Origin of the sequence: Nonomuraea sp. NPDC050643 (assembly GCF_040654715.1) — a bacterium.
Taxonomy (GTDB): Bacteria; Actinomycetota; Actinomycetes; order Streptosporangiales; family Streptosporangiaceae; genus Nonomuraea.
In genome coordinates this window covers 62,417-78,698 of the sequence record NZ_JBFAIM010000070.1, presented here as the reverse complement: position 1 = coordinate 78,698, position 16,282 = coordinate 62,417, and the positions used below count along the sequence as shown (strand labels likewise).

Genomic DNA, 16,282 nt, shown 5'->3' with positions numbered 1-16,282 from the left:
CGCGCCGCGCCGGTGTCGCCGAGCTGCTCGGCGACACCGGCGCACTCGGCGGCCCAGACCATGCCGGCGGTGGCGTCGCCCTGCACGGTCAGGGTCAGGCTGCAGACCCACAGGGCGCGATTGCGCACGACGCTGGGCTCGGTGTCGAGGTGGAGGGCGCGTTCGAGGTAGTGCTGGCCCTCCCGCAGGTAGCCGCAGGGGTACCAGAAGAACCAGAGCGCCGCCGCCAGCTCCAGCGCCGCGTGGTCGCCGGTCCGCGACAGGCTGAAGTCCAGCGCGGTACGGAGGTTGTCGTGCTCGGCGTTCGTCCGGTCGTTCCAGGCGATCTGGTCGGGCCCCAGCCAGGCCGCGTCGCCCCGCAGGGCCAGCGCCAGGTAGAAGTCGCGGTGCCGCAGGCGCAGCGCCTCCTGCTCGCCCAGGGCGCGCAGCCAGGTGGCGCCGTATTCGCGGATGGTGTCGAGCATGCGGAAGCGCTCGCCGCCGCCGGTCGGCGACCAGATGAGGATGGACTTGTCGGCCAGCTCGGCCAGCAGCCGGGGGATGGCGGCGGCCGGCAGCAGCGCGTCGGCGCACACCTCGGCGACCGCCCCGTCCTCGAAGCTGCCCGCGAACACCGACGTCCGCGCCCACAGCAGCCGCTCCTCGGGGGTGCACAGCTCGTGGCTCCACCCGATCGCGGTCCGCAACGCCCGGTGCCAGGGCGGGGCGGCGTCGAGCACCTCGTCCCCGCTGCCACCCGGCTCGGCACGGTTTCGCACGTCGCCGCGCTCGGCGCGGTCTCCGATGTCGCCCAGTTCGGCGCGGTTTCCGATGTCGCCCAGTTCGGCGCGGTTTCCGATGTCGCCCAGTTCGGCGAACCGGTCCTCCAGCCGCTCGCACAGGTCGGCGACCGGCAGCTCGCGCAGGCGGGCCGCGGCCAGCTCGATCGCCAGCGGCAGCCCTTCCAGGCGGCGGCACAGGCGTACCAGCTCGGACCGGTTGTGGTCGGTGACGGTGAAGCCGGGCACGGCGGCGGCCGTGCGGTCGGCGAGCAGCACGAGCGCGTCCTGTGGCCCCGTGCCGCGCGGGTCGGGCACCGGCAGCGGGTCGAGGACCAGCACCTGCTCGCCGGGGACGCCGAGCGGGCGGCGGCTGGTGGCCAGGATCGACAGCCGGGGCGCGGCGGTCAGCAGCTCGCGGGCGGCGTGGGCGCAGTCGTCGACGAGGTGCTCGCACGTGTCGAGCACCAGCAGCAGGTGCCGCTCGGCCAGATATTCGGTGAGCACCTCCACCATGGGGCGGGTCGTGCGGTCGGCCAGCGGCAGCGCCTCCGCGATGGTGTGCGGGACCAGAGCGCCCTGGTTCAGCGGCGACAGCTCCACGAGCCAGGCCCCATCGGCGAAGCCGTCCCTCATGAGGGCGGCGGCCCGCAGCGCGAGCCGGGTCTTGCCGACCCCGCCCGCGCCGGTGAGCGTCACCATCCGGAACTCCCGGCACAGCCTGCGGACCCGTGCGAGGTCGTCGCGGCGGCCCACCAGGCTGGTCATCTCCGGCGGCAGATTCCCGGCGTGCCGCCCACCCATTGTCATGATCGTCACCTGTCCGGCTCGGTCCGCCGCTCTCGGTGAACAGCAGCTTGCCGGACGCGGCCGGGATCCGCCACGAAAAGTGAGAAAGTGACTACGCAGAGAACTCCCACGGTGACCGGTACGACGGCCGGTTGGCGTGCAGGCGCAGCCGCAGCGTCAGCGTGATCGTGGTGCCGGCCGGCAGCTCCACCGTGAGATGGGGACCGCCCACCGCGACCTCGTGCCGCGACAGCACGGGTTCGTGGTGGATGTACTCGGTGTCGTGGCCGGTCCAGCCCTCCTCGGCGCGGTCGGCGGCGGCCGTGACGATCTCGTGCTCGCCGAACGCCCCCACCTGGACGATGATCGTACGGTCGGCGGTGGCCGACAGGTTGACCAGCGTGACCACGGTCGCCTCCGGCTCGATGGCGCTGACGAGCGCGGCGACCTGGCCGGGCACGCCGGGCCGGCGCCGCTCGGCGTCGAAGTAGCGCACCCTGGCCTGCTGCAGGCCGCCGTTGTAGACGACCTGCGGGCCGCCCCACATGGTCTGGGTGAGGGCCTCGGTGACCACCGGGTTGACGTTCTGCCACAGGTGGATGGCCTCTTCCGGCAGGTCCCGGCCGGCGTTGGCGTGCAGCAGTGCGATGCGGCGGCGGGCCTGGGCGTGCGCGGCGGCGAGGATGCGCTCGGGGTAGTCCGGGTTGCCGCCGCACAGGTACGCGTACCACGGCTCCTCGTGCCCTGCCTCCTCCTTGTCCCGGAACGGCCGCACCGTCGCCCAGTCGTAGCCGGCCGCGGCGCGCAGCGCGTCGAGGCGGGCCCGGTCCTCGGGGGCGCCGGTGTGGTGCCAGAGCGCCAGCGGGACCGAGGTCTGGATCGGGTTGTAGTCGAACCAGCCCTTGTCGCTGTGCCGGTAGGGGACGAGCAGCGTGGGGGTGTCCACGTCGGGGCCCAGGTGGGCGCGCCAGCGGCCCTGGTTGGCCGAGTCGCTCCGGCCGAAGGGCAGTGTGACGCCGCGGGCGATGACCTCGTCGAGCGTCGTCCTGACCAGGTCCAGGTAGCGGTCGTCGCCGGTGGCCAGGGCCGCGCTCAGGGCGCCGACGGCACTGGCCTGGCCGATGCTGTAGAGGCCGTGGGGCCAGGTCCAGCCGTAGTGGCCGCCGTACCAGCGGCCGTCGAGGTGACCACCGACCACGCCGTCGAGGCCGACGTTGTCGGGCACCACGCCGCCGTTCTCCTCGGCGCGGCGCTGCCAGGCGCCGACGTACTCGCGCAGCCAGTCGGCGTACCTCTGCTCGCCGGTGGCCAGGTAGGCGTTGCAGACCAGGCCGGCCACGCTGAGGTTGCCGACGGCGTCGCCGCGGCCGAGGCGGCGCTGCATCTCCGCGCCCAGGCGCGGGTCGTCGGCCAGGGGCGGGACGGGGGCGCCGTCGGGGACGAGCCAGTCGAGCGGGTAGCCGTACTGGGCGGCCTCGGCCTCGGTCCAGGGGTAGGCCGGCGTGCCGGAGACGCCGTCCCGGGCGCCGCCGCTGCCGTTGTGCGGCGCCTTGATGATGCGGTGCTCGGGGTCGTAGTTGCCCTTGGCGGGGTCGAGGTAGAGGTCGGCGAAGCGGACCGCCCGCTCCGTCCAGGCGGCGGGGTCGGCGGCGGTCAGGAAGTACGTGAACAGCAGGCTCTCGCCCTGGTGGAACCAGTCGTAGCCGATCTCGAACTCGTCGGCGAACATGCCCAGCCCGGTCATCTGCCCGGCCACGCCGTGCCAGTGGCGCGCGCAGGCGGGCAGCAGGTCGTCGGCGCCGCCCAGCAGATAGAGCTGCGGCCAGTTGAAGAACGGCTCGAAGAAGTCGTCGGCGCCGTCGCGGGTGGACAGCCGGCCGGTGTAGCGCAACGAGCCGTCGGGCCTGGCGTACCGGTCGGAGAACAGCCGCCACCCGCTGTCGAGCAGGTCGAGCAGGGCGCGCTGGGACAGGGCCCAGGCGGGGGGCTCGATGACGGGGACGTTCGCCGTGAGCGTGGTCATGCGGTGGGGACTCCTCGGAGGAAGGTCAGCCCTTGGTCGCGCCGGCGGTCATGCCGGCGACCAGGAAGCGCTGGGAGAACAGGAACACGAGCAGCACGGGCGCGATGGACAGCAGCGTGGCCAGCACGAGCTCGGGCGGCTGCACCTCGGCGTTCGCGCCGACGACGGGGTTGAAGGTGGGGGTGGCGGCCAGCATCTGGGTCAGCCCGACCTGCATGGGGTAGTGGTCGCTGTCCGGCAGCATCACGTACGGCAGGAAGAAGTTGTTCCAGTTCTGGACGAAGCTGAAGAACGCGACCAGCGCCACCACCGGCTTGGCCAGCGGCAGCGCCACCCGGGCGAAGGTGGCCGACTCGCTGCAGCCGTCGAGCCGGGCCGCGTCGAGCAGCTCGCCGGGGACGCTGGTCGAGAAGTAGATGTAGGTCAGGTAGACGCCGAAGGGGAAGAACGACATCGGCAGCACGACCGAGGCCGCCTGGTTGACCAGGCCGACATAGCTGAGCTCGAGGAAGATCGGCAGCACCAGGGCCGTGGCCGGCATCAGCATCACGACCAGCGTGACGACGAGCAGCAGGCGGCGGCCCTTGAAGCTCATCAGCGCCATCGCGTACCCGGCGGGGATGCTGACCAGGAGGGTCAGGGTCACCGCGAGGCCGGCGTAGACGACCGAGTTCGTCATCCAGGTCAGCACCGCGCCGTCCTGGAAGGACATGAGGTGCCGCCAGTTGGTGAGCAGCGCGTCGATCGAGCCGGGCGACAGGGGGTTGTCCCTGATCAGCCCGGCCGGGCTCTTGGTGGAGGCGAGTACCAGCCACACCATCGGCAGGACGAAGAACAGGGCGACGGCCAGGAGGAGCACCTGGATCGCGGCCCGCGTGAGGTGCTCAATCCGCATCGAACAGGCCCCCCTTGGCCACGAACAGGCCGGCGCTGCACAGCGCGACGATGAGCAGGTCGATGGCGATGGCGGCGGAGCCGTTGAAGTCGTTCTGGTCGAAGGCGTAGAGGTAGGCGAGCTGGTTGAGCGAGTAGTCGGTGCCGACCACGCCGAAGCTGGCCTGCGAGATGAGCTGCGGCTCGACGAAGAGCTGGGTGCCGGCGGCGAGCGAGAGGATCAGCATGTAGACGATCCACTTGCGCAGCATCGGGAGCTGTACGCGCAGCGCCGTGCGCACCGGTCCGGCGCCGTCCACCCGGGCTGCCTCGATGACGGAGTGCGGGATGCTGTTGAGCGCGCCGTACATGACCACGATCCAGCCGCCCGCGCCGGTCCAGAAGGCGATGATCGTGAAGATCCACGGCAGGTGGGCGGGCGCGACCACGCCCACGAACGTCTCGCCCCACAGGGCGCGTACGAGGTCGTCGGCCGGGCTCACCGACGGATCCAGCATGAACAGCCACAGCAGCACGCTCGACGCCCCGGCCAGCGCGCCGGGCACGTAGTAGACGAAGCGCAGCGTGGCCCGGTACCAGCGCGAGGTGAGCCGGTGCACCAGGAGCGCGAGCACCAGGACCAGTACGGTCAGCGTGACCAGCCACAGCACCAGGTACGTCGCCACGTGCCCGACGGCCGAGAGGAACCGGTGGTCCTGGACGGTGCGGACGAAGTTGGCCAGGCCGGCGAAGCGCCCGTCGGCGTCGGTGAAGGCGAGGTTGAGCGCGTACAGGGTGGGGGCCACGCCGAAGACGACCAGGAGGACCACGTAGCCGGAGACGAAGACGTGCCCGGCGGCCGGCCGCCAGGAGCGGGTGCGGCTCCTGGCGTGCGCGGCGCTGATGGCGGAGGCGGTCATTTGGTGACCTGGTAGCCGGACACCTGGGCCTGCTGCTCGATGGCGGTCTGCCACTCCGGCAGCAGCGACTCCACGGTCTTGCCGGCGGTCTGGGCGGGGATGACCGTCTTGGCCCACACCGCCTCCTGGCTGAACTCCGGCGAGCCCCAGCCGGACCAGACCTGGCCGGCGGCGGCGGTGATCGGGGCGGCGATGTCGCCGGCGTAGTAGCCGCTGTCCTGCTGCTTCTTGATCCACTTCGCCGCGGCGGCGGCGTGGGCGGGGTAGCCGGGCGAGAGCTCGACCTGGTACGCGTCCGCGGTGGCGACCCAGGTGAGGAAGTCCTTGGCCGCCTTCAGGTTGGTGCTGTGCCGCGACAGCCACCAGGCGCCGCCGCCGACGTTGCCGGTCACCGGCGGGTCCTGGCCGGCCCAGTGCAGCGCGTCGGCGACGGCCAGTTCGCCCTTCGGGGTCTTGAGGGTGCCCTGGAAGACCGCGCCGCCGTACCAGGCGGGGCCGGGCAGCATGAGGACCTTGTCACCCTGGTTCTTGGCGAAGTCGGGGCCGAACAGGGGGAGCATGGACATCGTCTTGTTGGCGACGAGCCGGTCCATCAGCTTGGCGGCGCGGGCGCAGGTGGCGTCGGTGGCCTTGACCGTGATGGCCTTGGCGCCGGTGATCTGGCCCGCCGGGCACTCGCTGCCCCACATGTAGATCTCCGGCGCCCACGCGTCGCCGGCCGTGCCGACGATATGGCCGGGGTGCTCGGCGGCCACCTTCTCCCCCAGGGCCTGGTATTCCTCCCAGGTCTTGGGCACCGCGTAGCCGAACTCGTCGAGCAGCTTCTTGTTGTACCAGAGCACGACCTGGGCCAGGTCGTTGCGCAGGCAGTAGACGGTGCCGCCGACGGTGCACACGTCGAGCGCGCCCTTGGCGAAGCCGCCGAGCGTGGCGTCGTCGAGCAGGCCCTTGTCGAGCGGGGCCACGAACGCGTCGTCGCCCTGCGAGGCCCAGGAGGCGGTGTTGTTGTCGGTGGTGAAGACGACGTCGGGCCAGCCCTCCCCGGCCCGGTTGAAGAGCTGCACCTTGGTCTTGAGCGTGTTGGAGCCGTTGGCGTTGCCGTCGTAGGTGACGACGTCGAGCTGTACGCCGGGGTGCGCGGCCTGGTACGCCTTCGCGGCGTCGAGGCGGGTGGAGTCCACCCAGACGACGAGCTTGCCGTCCTTCTGCTCGGCGGCGTCGAACCCGTACGGGGAGGAGGAGCCCTTCGCCTTCGCGGGCCCGGCGGGGTTGGGCGGTCCGCAGGCCGCGACGGCGAGAAGGGCCGCTGCGGCGGTGATCGCCAGGCGGAGGGCGTGACTGCGTCGTCTCATGGAGCCTCACTAAGGGCGCGGCGTGGTTCGTGGATGCGTTAACGCCATGTTTCGGGTATGACATCATACGTGTGACGTATTCACAATGCCCTATCCTCGGAGGAGTGTGATCATCGATGCCCGGGAGGACGCTTTGTCTCAGCCCACGACTCAGCACACGGCGGGTCCCGTGACCGGCGACGCGGCGGGCCGGCGGCCGCGGCGCGTCCGGGCCGCCAAGCTGGGCACGACCGTGGTGGAGCAGCTCGTCGACGACATCGTCAAGGGCGCGCTACGGCCGGGCTCGACGCTCCCGCCCGAGCCCGAGCTGTGCGAGGAGTTCGGCGTCAGCCGGACGGTGATCCGCGAGTCCGTCAAGGTGATCCAGGAGAAGGGCCTGGTGCGGATCGAGCACGGCCGCGGCACCCAGGTCACCGATCCGCGGCAGTGGAACCTGCTCGACGACGTCGTGCTCACGGCGGTGATCACGCACGACGAGAACGCGACGTTCCTGGACGAGCTGGTCGAGGTGCGCACGGCGCTGGAGGCCGACATGGCCGCCGCCGCGGCCGGCGCCCGCACGCGGGAGGACGAGGAGCGCATCGGCGCCGAGCTGGCCGTTATGCGCGCCAACCTGGCCTCGCCGCCCGACTTCGCCGCCGCCGACGTGCGCTTCCACGACATGATCATGGCCGCTTCCCGCAACCGGCTGAGCCGGGCCATCGTCAACAGCATCCACGACAAGGCCCGCACCAGCATGCGCTACCACGGGGAGTACAACGAGGCGGTGATGCGCCAGACGCTGGACGAGCACCAGGCGATCAGCGACGCGATCGCGTCGGGCGACCAGGAGGCGGCCGCCGCCGCGATGCGCACCCACATCATCGACTCCTGGACCCGCCGCCGCCCGTCCCGCTGACACCCCGTCCCTGCCCGCGCCCCCTCACTCTCCGGCACCCCCGCCCACCAGATCCCCGCCCACCACGCGCCGCCCCCGGCCTGCCGGTACCCGGTCTCACAACCGGGCCGGACGCGTGGTGGGATTTCGTCGTGCGAGGTCGGGACGGGCCTATGCAACAAACCAAGCGCTTGCTACGCTCCGCCCATGGTGTCCACGATCGTCTGGGGTACCGGCAACATCGGCCGCGCGGCCATCCGCGCCGTCGACGCCCATCCGGCACTGGAACTCACGGCCGTGGTCGTACACGACCCGGCCAAGATCGGCCACGACGCGGGCGAGCTGGCAGGGCTCGGCCGCGAGCTGGGGATCACGGCGACAGGCGACGCCGCCGCGGCGCTGGCCACCGGCCCCCGCGCCGTGGTCTACGCCGCCTCCGGCGACCTGCGCCCCACCGAGGCCCTCGACGACATCCTCACCGCCCTCAAGGCGGGCGCCGTCGTCGTCACCCCCTCCCTGTACGCCCTCTACGACCAGCGCAACGCCCCTCCCGAGCTGAGAAACCCGATCCTGGCCGCCATCGCCGAGGGCGGCGGCTCCCTGTTCGTCTCCGGCATCGACCCCGGCTGGGGCAACGACGTGCTGCCGCTGCTGGTCAGCGGGCTCGGCACCACGGTGGACGCCATCCGCTGCCAGGAGATCTTCGACTACTCCACCTACGACCAGCCCGACTCGGTCCGCTATCTGGTCGGCATGGGCCAGCCCATGGACTACGAGCCGCCGATGCTCGCCCCGACGGTCCCGACCATGGTGTGGGGCGGCCAGGTACGGCTCATGGCCAGGGCCCTCGGCGCCGAGCTCGACGAGATCCGCGAGACCCTCGACCGCCGCCCCCTCGACACGACCGTGACCACCCTGTCGATGGGCGACTTCGCGGCCGGCACCCAGGGCGCCGTCCGCTTCGAGGTGCAGGGCATCGTCGACGGCGAGCCCCGCATCGTGATCGAGCACGTCACCCGCATCCACCCGTCCTGCGCCCCGGACTGGCCGCTCCCGCCCGACGGCGCCGGCGCGCACCGAGTGATCATCGAAGGCCGTCCGCGCATCGAGGTCACGGTCGAGGCCACCGACGAGGACGGCAACCGCTCCGCGGGCGGCAACGCCACCGCCGTGGGCCGCCTGGTGAGCGCCATCGACTGGCTCACCGACGCCGAACCCGGCCTGTACGACGCGCTCGACGTCCCGCTGCGCCCGGCCGCGGGCAGGCTCGGAAGGAGACGCGCATGAAGATCGACATTCCCGAGGGCAAGGACGCGATCGAGTACGTCTGGGGCGACCTCGTCCCCGGCATCGGCCCCGCCGCCGCGCGCTTCTCCATGGCCGTGTACGCCCACACGACCCTGGGACTGCGCGAGTTCGAGGCCGCCCGGCTGCGGATCGCCCAGATCAACGGCTGCGCCTTCTGCCTCGACTGGCGCACGGAACGGGACGGGGAGCGGGTCGAGGACGACTTCGCCGAGTCGGTGACGCACTGGCGCACCACCGACGCCTTCGACGAGCGCACCCGCCTGGCCGCCGAGTACGCCGAACGCTACGCCCTGGACCACCACAACCTCGACGACGACTTCTGGGCCAGGATGACCGCGCACTACAGCCAGCTCGAGATCGTGGAGCTGAGCATGAGTCTCGGCTCCTGGCTCGCCTTCGGCCGGCTCAACCACGTGCTGGGCCTGGACACCGTCTGCCGTCTCCAGAACGGCCCTTCCCCCGTGCCCTCCCGCTCGACGAGCCGGAAGTGAGGTCTGTCCGATGAGCGAAACCAGCACCGGCCTGTCCCGCCGCGGATTCATCGCCGGCTCCGGCTCCCTGCTGGGCGCCGCCGCCCTCGGCGTGCCCGCCGCACCCGCCCGCGCCGGCTCCGCCCTCGCCGCCCCGATCGCCTCGGGCGCCCACGTCGCGGCCCTGGTGATCGGCACCGGCTACGGCGGCTCGGTCGCCGCGCTCCGCCTGGCGCAGGCGGGCGTGGACGTCCACATGATCGAGATGGGCCTGGCCTGGGACACCCCGGGCTCGGACGGCAAGATCTTCTGCAACACCCGCGAGCCGGACTACCGCTCCTACTGGTTACGCACGCGTACCAAGGCCCCGCTCAACTACTTCCTCGGCTTCCCCATCGACCGGGACATCCCCCGCTACACCGGCATCCTGGACGCCGAGGAGTTCGGCGGCATCACGGTCTACCAGGGCCGCGGCGTGGGCGGCGGCTCGCTGGTCAACGGCGGCATGGCGGTCACCCCCCGGCGCGAGAACTTCGCCGCCGTCCTGCCCTCGGTCAACGCCGACGAGATGTACGCCACCTACTACCCCCGCGCCAACGCCGCCCTCGGGGTCGCCACCGTGGACCCGGCCTGGTTCGACTCGACGGCCTGCTACCAGTACGCCCGCGTGGGCCGCAAGCACGCCCAGCGCTCCGGGTTCCCGTTCGTGTTCGTCCCGGACGTCTACGACTGGGACTACATGAAGCAGGAGGCGGCCGGCACCGCCACCCGGTCGGCGCTGGCCGGCGAGATCCTCTACGGCAACAACCACGGCAAGAAGTCGCTCCAGAAGACGTACCTCTCCCGGGCCAGGGCGACCGGCCGGGTCGCGATCTCGCCGCTGCACCAGGTGACCTCCGTCAGGCCGGGGAGCGGGGGCGCGTACACGGTCGTCATCGACCAGCTCGACACCACCGGCGCCGTCACGGCCACCAAGACCGTCACCGCCGACCGGGTGTTCTTCGCGGCGGGCAGCGTCGGCACCAGCAAGCTGCTGGTCAAGCTGAAGGCGACCGGCGCGCTGCCGGCGCTGAACGGCGAGGTCGGCAAGGGGTGGGGCGACAACGGCAACGTCATGTGCGGCCGCGCGAACCACCTGTGGGACCCGACCGGCTCGCTCCAGTCGGCCATCCCCTGCTGCGGCATCGACAACTGGACCGCCGGGGGCGCGTTCGCCGAGGTCGCGCCGCTGCCCACGGGCATCGAGACGTTCGCCTCGTTCTACCTGTCGATCACCAGGAACCCGAACCGGGCGCAGTTCTCCTGGAACGCCGCGACCGGCAAGGTCGATCTCAACTGGCAGACCGCGTGGAAACAGCCGTCGATCGACATGGCCAAGACCATCTTCGACAAGATCAACGCGAAGGAGGGCACGATCTACCGGACCGACCTGTTCGGGGTGTACAAGATCTGGGGCGACCACCTCACGTACCACCCGCTGGGCGGCGCCGTGCTCAACAAGGCCACCGACAACTACGGCCGCCTCAGCGGCTATCCCGGCCTGTACGTCATCGACGGCGCGCTGATCCCCGGCAACACCACCGTCAACCCGTTCGTCACCATCACGGCCCTCGCCGAGCGCAACATCGAGCGCATCATCGCCACCGATCTCTGACGAGACGATCGGACGGCCCCAGACGAGTGAGGCCGGACATTTGACGCCAACCATGTGAACCACCGGACATGTAAGGCGCCGGCGTCACGTGATGTCGACGCCGGCGCCACCCCCGTGCTCCCCCGTTATTCTCCGGAGGCCCGATCGCAACCTCCTAAAGCCATCCTCAGCCTGGCCGGTGAGTCGAAATGTTGTCAGGATGTTGTCGCCTACGCGAGGGGCCCTCCGCGCACGGACGATCGGGGTGACAGGTGGTCGGATTCCGGCTCTTCGGCCCGGTGGACATGGAATCGGACGCGGGTCCGGTCGATGTGGGGCCGCCCCAGCGGCAGAGCGTGCTGGCGGCCCTGGCGGTGGACGCCGGGCGGCAGGTGTCGGCGGAGACGCTGATCGACCGGGTCTGGGGCGAGAGCTCCCCCGACGGGGCGCGCCGGGCGCTGCAGGCGCACATCACGCGAATCCGGCGGCTGCTGGACCACGCCGCAGCCGGCGAGGCGGTCACCGTGTCGCGCCGGGCCAACGGCTACGTGCTGGAGGTCGAGCCCGAGCGCGTGGACCTGCACCGGTTCACCCGCCTGGCCGAGCAGGCCCGCGAGCCGGGGCTGTCCGGGCCGCGACGGCTGGAGCTGCTGCGCGACGCCCTGGCGCTGTGGCGGGGCGTGCCGCTGGCCGGGCTGCCCGGGGACTGGGCGGCCCGCGTACGGGAGGGCTGGGGCCGGCGGCGCCTCGACGTGGCCATCGCCTGGGCCGCCCTGGAGCTGGAGCACGGCCGCCGGGAGATCGTCGCGCACCGTTTACGCGACCTGCGCTCCGAGCATCCGCTGTCCGAACCGCTGGTCGCCGCCCTGATGCGGGCCCTGCACGCGACGGGGAACGGGGCCGAGGCGCTGGCCTGCTACGCCTCCTTCCGCGAGGAGCTGATCGAGCGGCTCGGCACCGAGCCGGGCGCCGAACTGCAGGGCGTGCACCAGGCGCTCCTGCGTGACGAGCTCCCGTCCGCCCCCGCGCCGCGGGGCGTTCCCGAGCAGCTTCCGCTCGACGTGCGGGGGTTCACCGCCCGTGCCGCCGAGCTGGCCCGGCTGGACGCGATGCTGACCGAGGCCGCCCGGCATCCGACCGCCGTGATCATCGCCGCGATCTCCGGCACCGCCGGGGTGGGCAAGACCACGCTCGCCGTGCACTGGGCGCACCGGGTCAGGGCCGCGTTCCCGGACGGCCGCCTCTACCTGGACCTGCGCGGCTACGACGCCGGGCCGCCGGTCGCCCCGGCCGACGCGCTCGCCGGGCTGCTCCTCTCGCTGGGCGTGCCCGGCCAGGACATCCCGCTGGACAGCGGGCAGCGGGCCGCCCGCTGGCGTACCGAGGTCAGCGGCAGGCGGCTGCTGGTCGTGCTGGACAACGCCTCCTCCGCCGAGCAGGTACGCCCCCTGCTGCCCGGCTCCCCCTCCACCATGGTCCTGGTGACCAGCCGCGACTCCCTGCCCGGCCTGGTCAGCCTGTACGGCGCCCACCGGATCGAGCTCGGCCTGCTCCCCCTCCCCGACGCCGTCGCCCTGCTGGGCACGCTCATCGGGGACCGGGTCGCGGCCGACCCCGGCGAGGCCGCCGTGCTGGCGGAGCAGTGCGCCCAGTTGCCGCTGGCGCTGCGCGTGGCCGCCGAACTGGCCGCCACCCGGCCGGCCGCCCCGCTGACCGAGCTGACCCGCGAGCTGGCCGACCAGCGGGGGCGGCTGGACCTGCTGGAGGCCGGCGGGGACCAGCGGGCGGCGGTGCGGGCGGTGTTCTCCTGGTCGTACCAGCGGCTGTCGCCGACCGCGCGGACGGCGTTCCGCCTGCTGGGGCTGTCGCCGGGCGCCGACCTGGACGCCCACGCCGCCGCCGCGCTCACCGGCCAGGCGCCGGACCAGGCCGGGCGCGCCCTGGCCGCGCTCGCCCGCGTGCACCTGCTCCAGACCGTCACCCCCGGCCGGTACGGCATGCACGACCTGCTCCGGGCGTACGCCGCCTGGCTGAGCGCCCACCACGACGAGGAGGACGACCGGCAGGCCGCGCTGACCCGGCTGCTCGACCACTACCTGACGACCGCCGCCGCGGCGATGGACATCCTCTATCCCGCCGAGCGCCACCGCCGCCCCAAGACGGACGAGCCCACGCCCTACTCCCCCAGGCTCGCCGACGCCGCCGCCGCGCGGTCCTGGCTGGACCGGCACCGGCCCGCCCTGCTCGCCGCGGGCGCCCATGCCGCCGGGCACGGCCTGCCCGACCACACCGTCCGCCTGGCCGCCACGCTCTACGTGTACCTGGACAACGGCGGCCATTTCACCGACGCCCTGACCATGCACACCCACGCGCTGCGGGCCGCCCGGCTGACCGGCGACCTGGCCGGGGAGGGCGGCGCCCTGGGCCATCTCGGCGTCGTGCACTGGCAGCTCGGGCACTACGAGCGGGCGGCGGAGCACATGCGGCAGGCGCTGGTCCTGTTCGGGCGCATCGGCGACCGTTCGGGGCAGGCCCGCACGCTGGGCAACCTGGGCGTCCTGTACCGCCGCATGGGCCGGCTCGACCCGGCCGTCGACCACCACCAGCGGGCGCTGGCCCTGTTCAGGGACCTCGGGGACCGGGTCGGGGAGGCCAACACGCTGACCAACCTGGGCGACATCGACGTCCAGGCGGGCCGCCTGATGCCGGCGGCGGACCGGCTCGTGCGCGCCCTGGAGATCTTCGGCGAGCTCGGCCACATCGGCGGCGAGGCGACCGCGCTGAACAACCTCGCCGACGTCGAGGTGCTGTCGAACCGGCCGGAGCGGGCCATCGAGCTCTACCGGCAGTCGCTGGCCCGGTTCCGGCAGGCCGGGGAGCGTTACGGGGAGGTCTGCGCGCTCAACGGCCTGGGCGAGGCCGGGCGGCTCGGCGCCGCCTACGCGGACGCGATCGAGTGGCACCTGGCCGCGCTGGACCTGGCCGAGGAGATCGGCGAGCGGGACGAGCAGGCCAGGGCCCAGCGCGGGCTCGGGCACGCCCGCCACGCCGCCGGCGACCCGGCCGGCGCCCGCCGTCACTGGGAGCGCGCCCTGGCCATCTACACCGAGCTCGGCACCCCCGACGCCGACGAGATGCGCGCCCGCCTGGAGCGACTCGACGCCGAAGACGACGGCCCCGGCTGATCGGCACGTCGTCCACCGGGCCCGGCCGGTGACCGGCCACGTTCGGAAAAGGGACGTTTTTCGCGTCCATCACTGTGCGCCCACCCGTAACTCGCGGTCCACCTCGGCGGTCTACGGTGCGCGCATGACGATGCGCAGGTTACTCGCGAGCGTGCTGTCCGGTGTCCTCGCCGGCGGTACGGTCGCCGTCGTGCTGACCCAGACCCCTCCCGCCACGGCCGAGCGCCGTGCCCACGCTCCCCTCGTGATCGGCCACCGGGGCGCCAGCGCCCACCGGCCCGAGCACACCCTCCTGTCGTACGAGGCCGCCATCGCGATGGGCGCCGACTACATCGAGCCCGACCTCGTCTCCACCAAGGACCACGTGCTGGTGGCCCGGCACGAGAACGAGATCTCCGGGACGACCGACGTGGCCGCCCGCACCGAGTTCGCCGACCGGCGCACCACCAAGACCGTGGACGGCCGACCGGTCACCGGCTGGTTCACCGAGGACTTCACGCTGGCCGAGCTGAAGACGCTGCGGGCCAAGGAACGCGTGCCCGACCTGCGGCCCGACAACACCGCGTTCGACGGGCTGGCGGAGATCCCGACGTTCGAGGAGGTCGTGCGGCTCGCGCTCGAGCACGGTGTCGGCGTCTATCCGGAGACCAAGCACCCCACCTACTTCGACTCCATCGGCCTGTCGCTGGAGGAGCCGCTGCTCGAGGTGCTGAACCGGTATCGGGTGCGCAAGGCGTACATCCAGTCGTTCGAGACCGCGAACCTGCGCGAGCTGCGCGGCCGGACCCGGTTGCCGCTCATCCAGCTCATCACGTCCGGCGGCGCGCCCTACGACTGGATCGCCTCGGGCAGCACCCGCACCTACGACGACATGGTGGCGCCGGACGGGCTGCGCGAGGTGGCCCGGTACGCGAACGGGATCGGGGTGGACACCCGGCGCGTCGTCCCGGTGGACGCCTCGGGCCGGACGCTGGAGCCGACCACGCTGGTCGCCGACGCCCACCGCAGGCGACTCGACGTGCACGTCTGGACCGTGCGCAACGAGAACTCCCAGCTCCCCGCCGACTACCGGCGGGGAAACCAGGCCAGCCCCGTCTACCCGCGGGCCACGGGCGACGTGATGGGCTGGCTGGCCAGGCTGGTCGAACTGGGCATCGACGGGGCGTTCTGCGACGACCCGGCGATGGGCCGCGCCGTGGTGGCCAAGAGCTCCACCTGAGACCCGGTCATGTACGGCGCCAGCGGGACTCGCCGAAGCAGTACCCGGCGAAGAGCAGCACCCCGAGCGCCACCACCACGAGCAACCAGGGCCCGGCGGGGGTGTCGGCGAGCTGCCTGAGCGTCGCGTCGATGCCGCCCGCCTTGTCCGGATCGTGAGTGATCGCCGCGTGCACGACGAACACCCCCGCGCCCGCGGCGATCACTCCCCTGGCGATGTGCCCGCCGATGCCGAGCCGGTCCATCACGGAGCGGGCCTGCGGCGACATGCGCCCCTGGTCGAGCTCCTCCCTGAATCCCTTCGTGGCGCCCCGGTGCACCCAGTAGACGCCGAGCGCGACGAGGCCGAGCCCGATCGCGCCCACGATCAGCGCCCCGCCCGGCAGGTCGAGCAGCTTGCCGGTCAGGTCCTGTGACTTCTCGTCGTCCGACTGGGCCTTGCCGGAGGTCATCACGCTCAGCAGCGTGAAGAAGACCAGCACGTAGACCCCTACCCGGGCGACCGCCTCCAGTCTGTCGAAGGCCTTGCCACCGCCGAACAACGCCTCCGAAGCCTGCCACAGGGCCAGCGCGGCGAATCCGGCCAGCATCACCCACAGCAGGACGGATCCGAATGGCAGATCCGCCAATGTACCGATGGCGCCGGCCTTGTCGGCCTCGCCGGATTTATCGCCGAACCCGATCTGCAGCGCCACCACGCCGATCAGTGTGTACAGCACCCCGCGGCAGGCAAGGCCCACCCGGGTCAGCACGGCCATCGGCCGGCTGCGCGTCGCCCGCTGGGTAGCGGCCTTCGCCTCGTGTCCCGCCCGTTCCGCAGTGTTCACGGTCTCCTCCAAGGGTTCCTTGGGGAACCACGAGTGCCCGGGAAACGGC

At 72.4% G+C, this 16,282-nt stretch carries 12 protein-coding genes; 6 read left to right on the top strand and 6 right to left on the bottom strand.

Going from position 1 to position 16,282, the window contains the following annotated elements; genetic code table 11:
* From AB0I15_RS53850 to AB0I15_RS53830, 5 genes are all read right to left on the bottom strand, one after another.
* Window positions 1-1,568 (bottom strand): ATPase (locus AB0I15_RS53850; RefSeq protein WP_358115227.1); only part of this gene is annotated, 1,568 nt, incomplete at its 3' end.
* Between the two features lie 91 nt (window positions 1,569-1,659).
* Window positions 1,660-3,570, bottom strand: a complete 1,911-nt coding sequence (locus AB0I15_RS53845; protein WP_358115224.1) for a hypothetical protein — start codon at window positions 3,568-3,570, stop codon at window positions 1,660-1,662.
* A gap of 25 nt (window positions 3,571-3,595) precedes the next feature.
* Window positions 3,596-4,465 (bottom strand): carbohydrate ABC transporter permease, encoded by an 870-nt coding sequence (locus tag AB0I15_RS53840; protein ID WP_358115221.1) that lies wholly within the window; start codon window positions 4,463-4,465, stop codon window positions 3,596-3,598.
* Window positions 4,455-5,363 (bottom strand): sugar ABC transporter permease, encoded by a 909-nt coding sequence (locus AB0I15_RS53835; RefSeq protein WP_358115220.1) that lies wholly within the window; start codon window positions 5,361-5,363, stop codon window positions 4,455-4,457. Before AB0I15_RS53835 ends, AB0I15_RS53840 begins: the two co-directional genes overlap by 11 nt.
* Entirely contained in the window at window positions 5,360-6,715 is a 1,356-nt protein-coding gene (locus AB0I15_RS53830) for an extracellular solute-binding protein (RefSeq protein ID WP_358115217.1), read from the bottom strand. The genes AB0I15_RS53835 and AB0I15_RS53830 overlap by 4 nt, the downstream gene beginning before the upstream one ends.
* Window positions 6,716-6,884: 169 nt before the next feature.
* On the opposite strand from AB0I15_RS53830, the gene AB0I15_RS53825 reads away from it, so the two are divergent.
* The 6 genes from AB0I15_RS53825 (at window position 6,885) to AB0I15_RS53800 (ending at window position 15,407) form a co-directional block, all read left to right on the top strand.
* Window positions 6,885-7,613 (top strand): FadR/GntR family transcriptional regulator, encoded by a 729-nt coding sequence (locus tag AB0I15_RS53825; protein WP_358115215.1) that lies wholly within the window; start codon window positions 6,885-6,887, stop codon window positions 7,611-7,613.
* Window positions 7,614-7,799: 186 nt separating this feature from the next.
* Window positions 7,800-8,879 (top strand): dihydrodipicolinate reductase, encoded by a 1,080-nt coding sequence (locus AB0I15_RS53820; RefSeq protein WP_358115212.1) that lies wholly within the window; start codon window positions 7,800-7,802, stop codon window positions 8,877-8,879.
* Window positions 8,876-9,391 (top strand): carboxymuconolactone decarboxylase family protein, encoded by a 516-nt coding sequence (locus AB0I15_RS53815; RefSeq protein WP_358115209.1) that lies wholly within the window; start codon window positions 8,876-8,878, stop codon window positions 9,389-9,391. The genes AB0I15_RS53820 and AB0I15_RS53815 overlap by 4 nt, the downstream gene beginning before the upstream one ends.
* Window positions 9,392-9,401: 10 nt before the next feature.
* The gene (locus AB0I15_RS53810; RefSeq protein ID WP_358115206.1) at window positions 9,402-11,024 is read left to right on the top strand and encodes a GMC oxidoreductase; all 1,623 of its coding nucleotides are present in this window, start codon (window positions 9,402-9,404) and stop codon (window positions 11,022-11,024) included.
* 251 nt (window positions 11,025-11,275) lie between these two features.
* Window positions 11,276-14,188, top strand: coding sequence for a tetratricopeptide repeat protein (locus AB0I15_RS53805; RefSeq protein WP_358115204.1), 2,913 nt, complete (start codon window positions 11,276-11,278; stop codon window positions 14,186-14,188).
* Between the two features lie 124 nt (window positions 14,189-14,312).
* Complete coding sequence (locus AB0I15_RS53800) at window positions 14,313-15,407, top strand: glycerophosphodiester phosphodiesterase (protein WP_358115202.1); 1,095 nt, start codon at window positions 14,313-14,315, stop codon at window positions 15,405-15,407.
* Between the two features lie 7 nt (window positions 15,408-15,414).
* Here AB0I15_RS53800 and AB0I15_RS53795 read toward each other — a convergent pair whose 3' ends face one another.
* On the bottom strand, window positions 15,415-16,233 hold the full coding sequence (locus AB0I15_RS53795; RefSeq protein ID WP_358115199.1) for a DUF1206 domain-containing protein: 819 nt from the start codon (window positions 16,231-16,233) through the stop codon (window positions 15,415-15,417).
* Window positions 16,234-16,282: the final 49 nt, after the last annotated feature.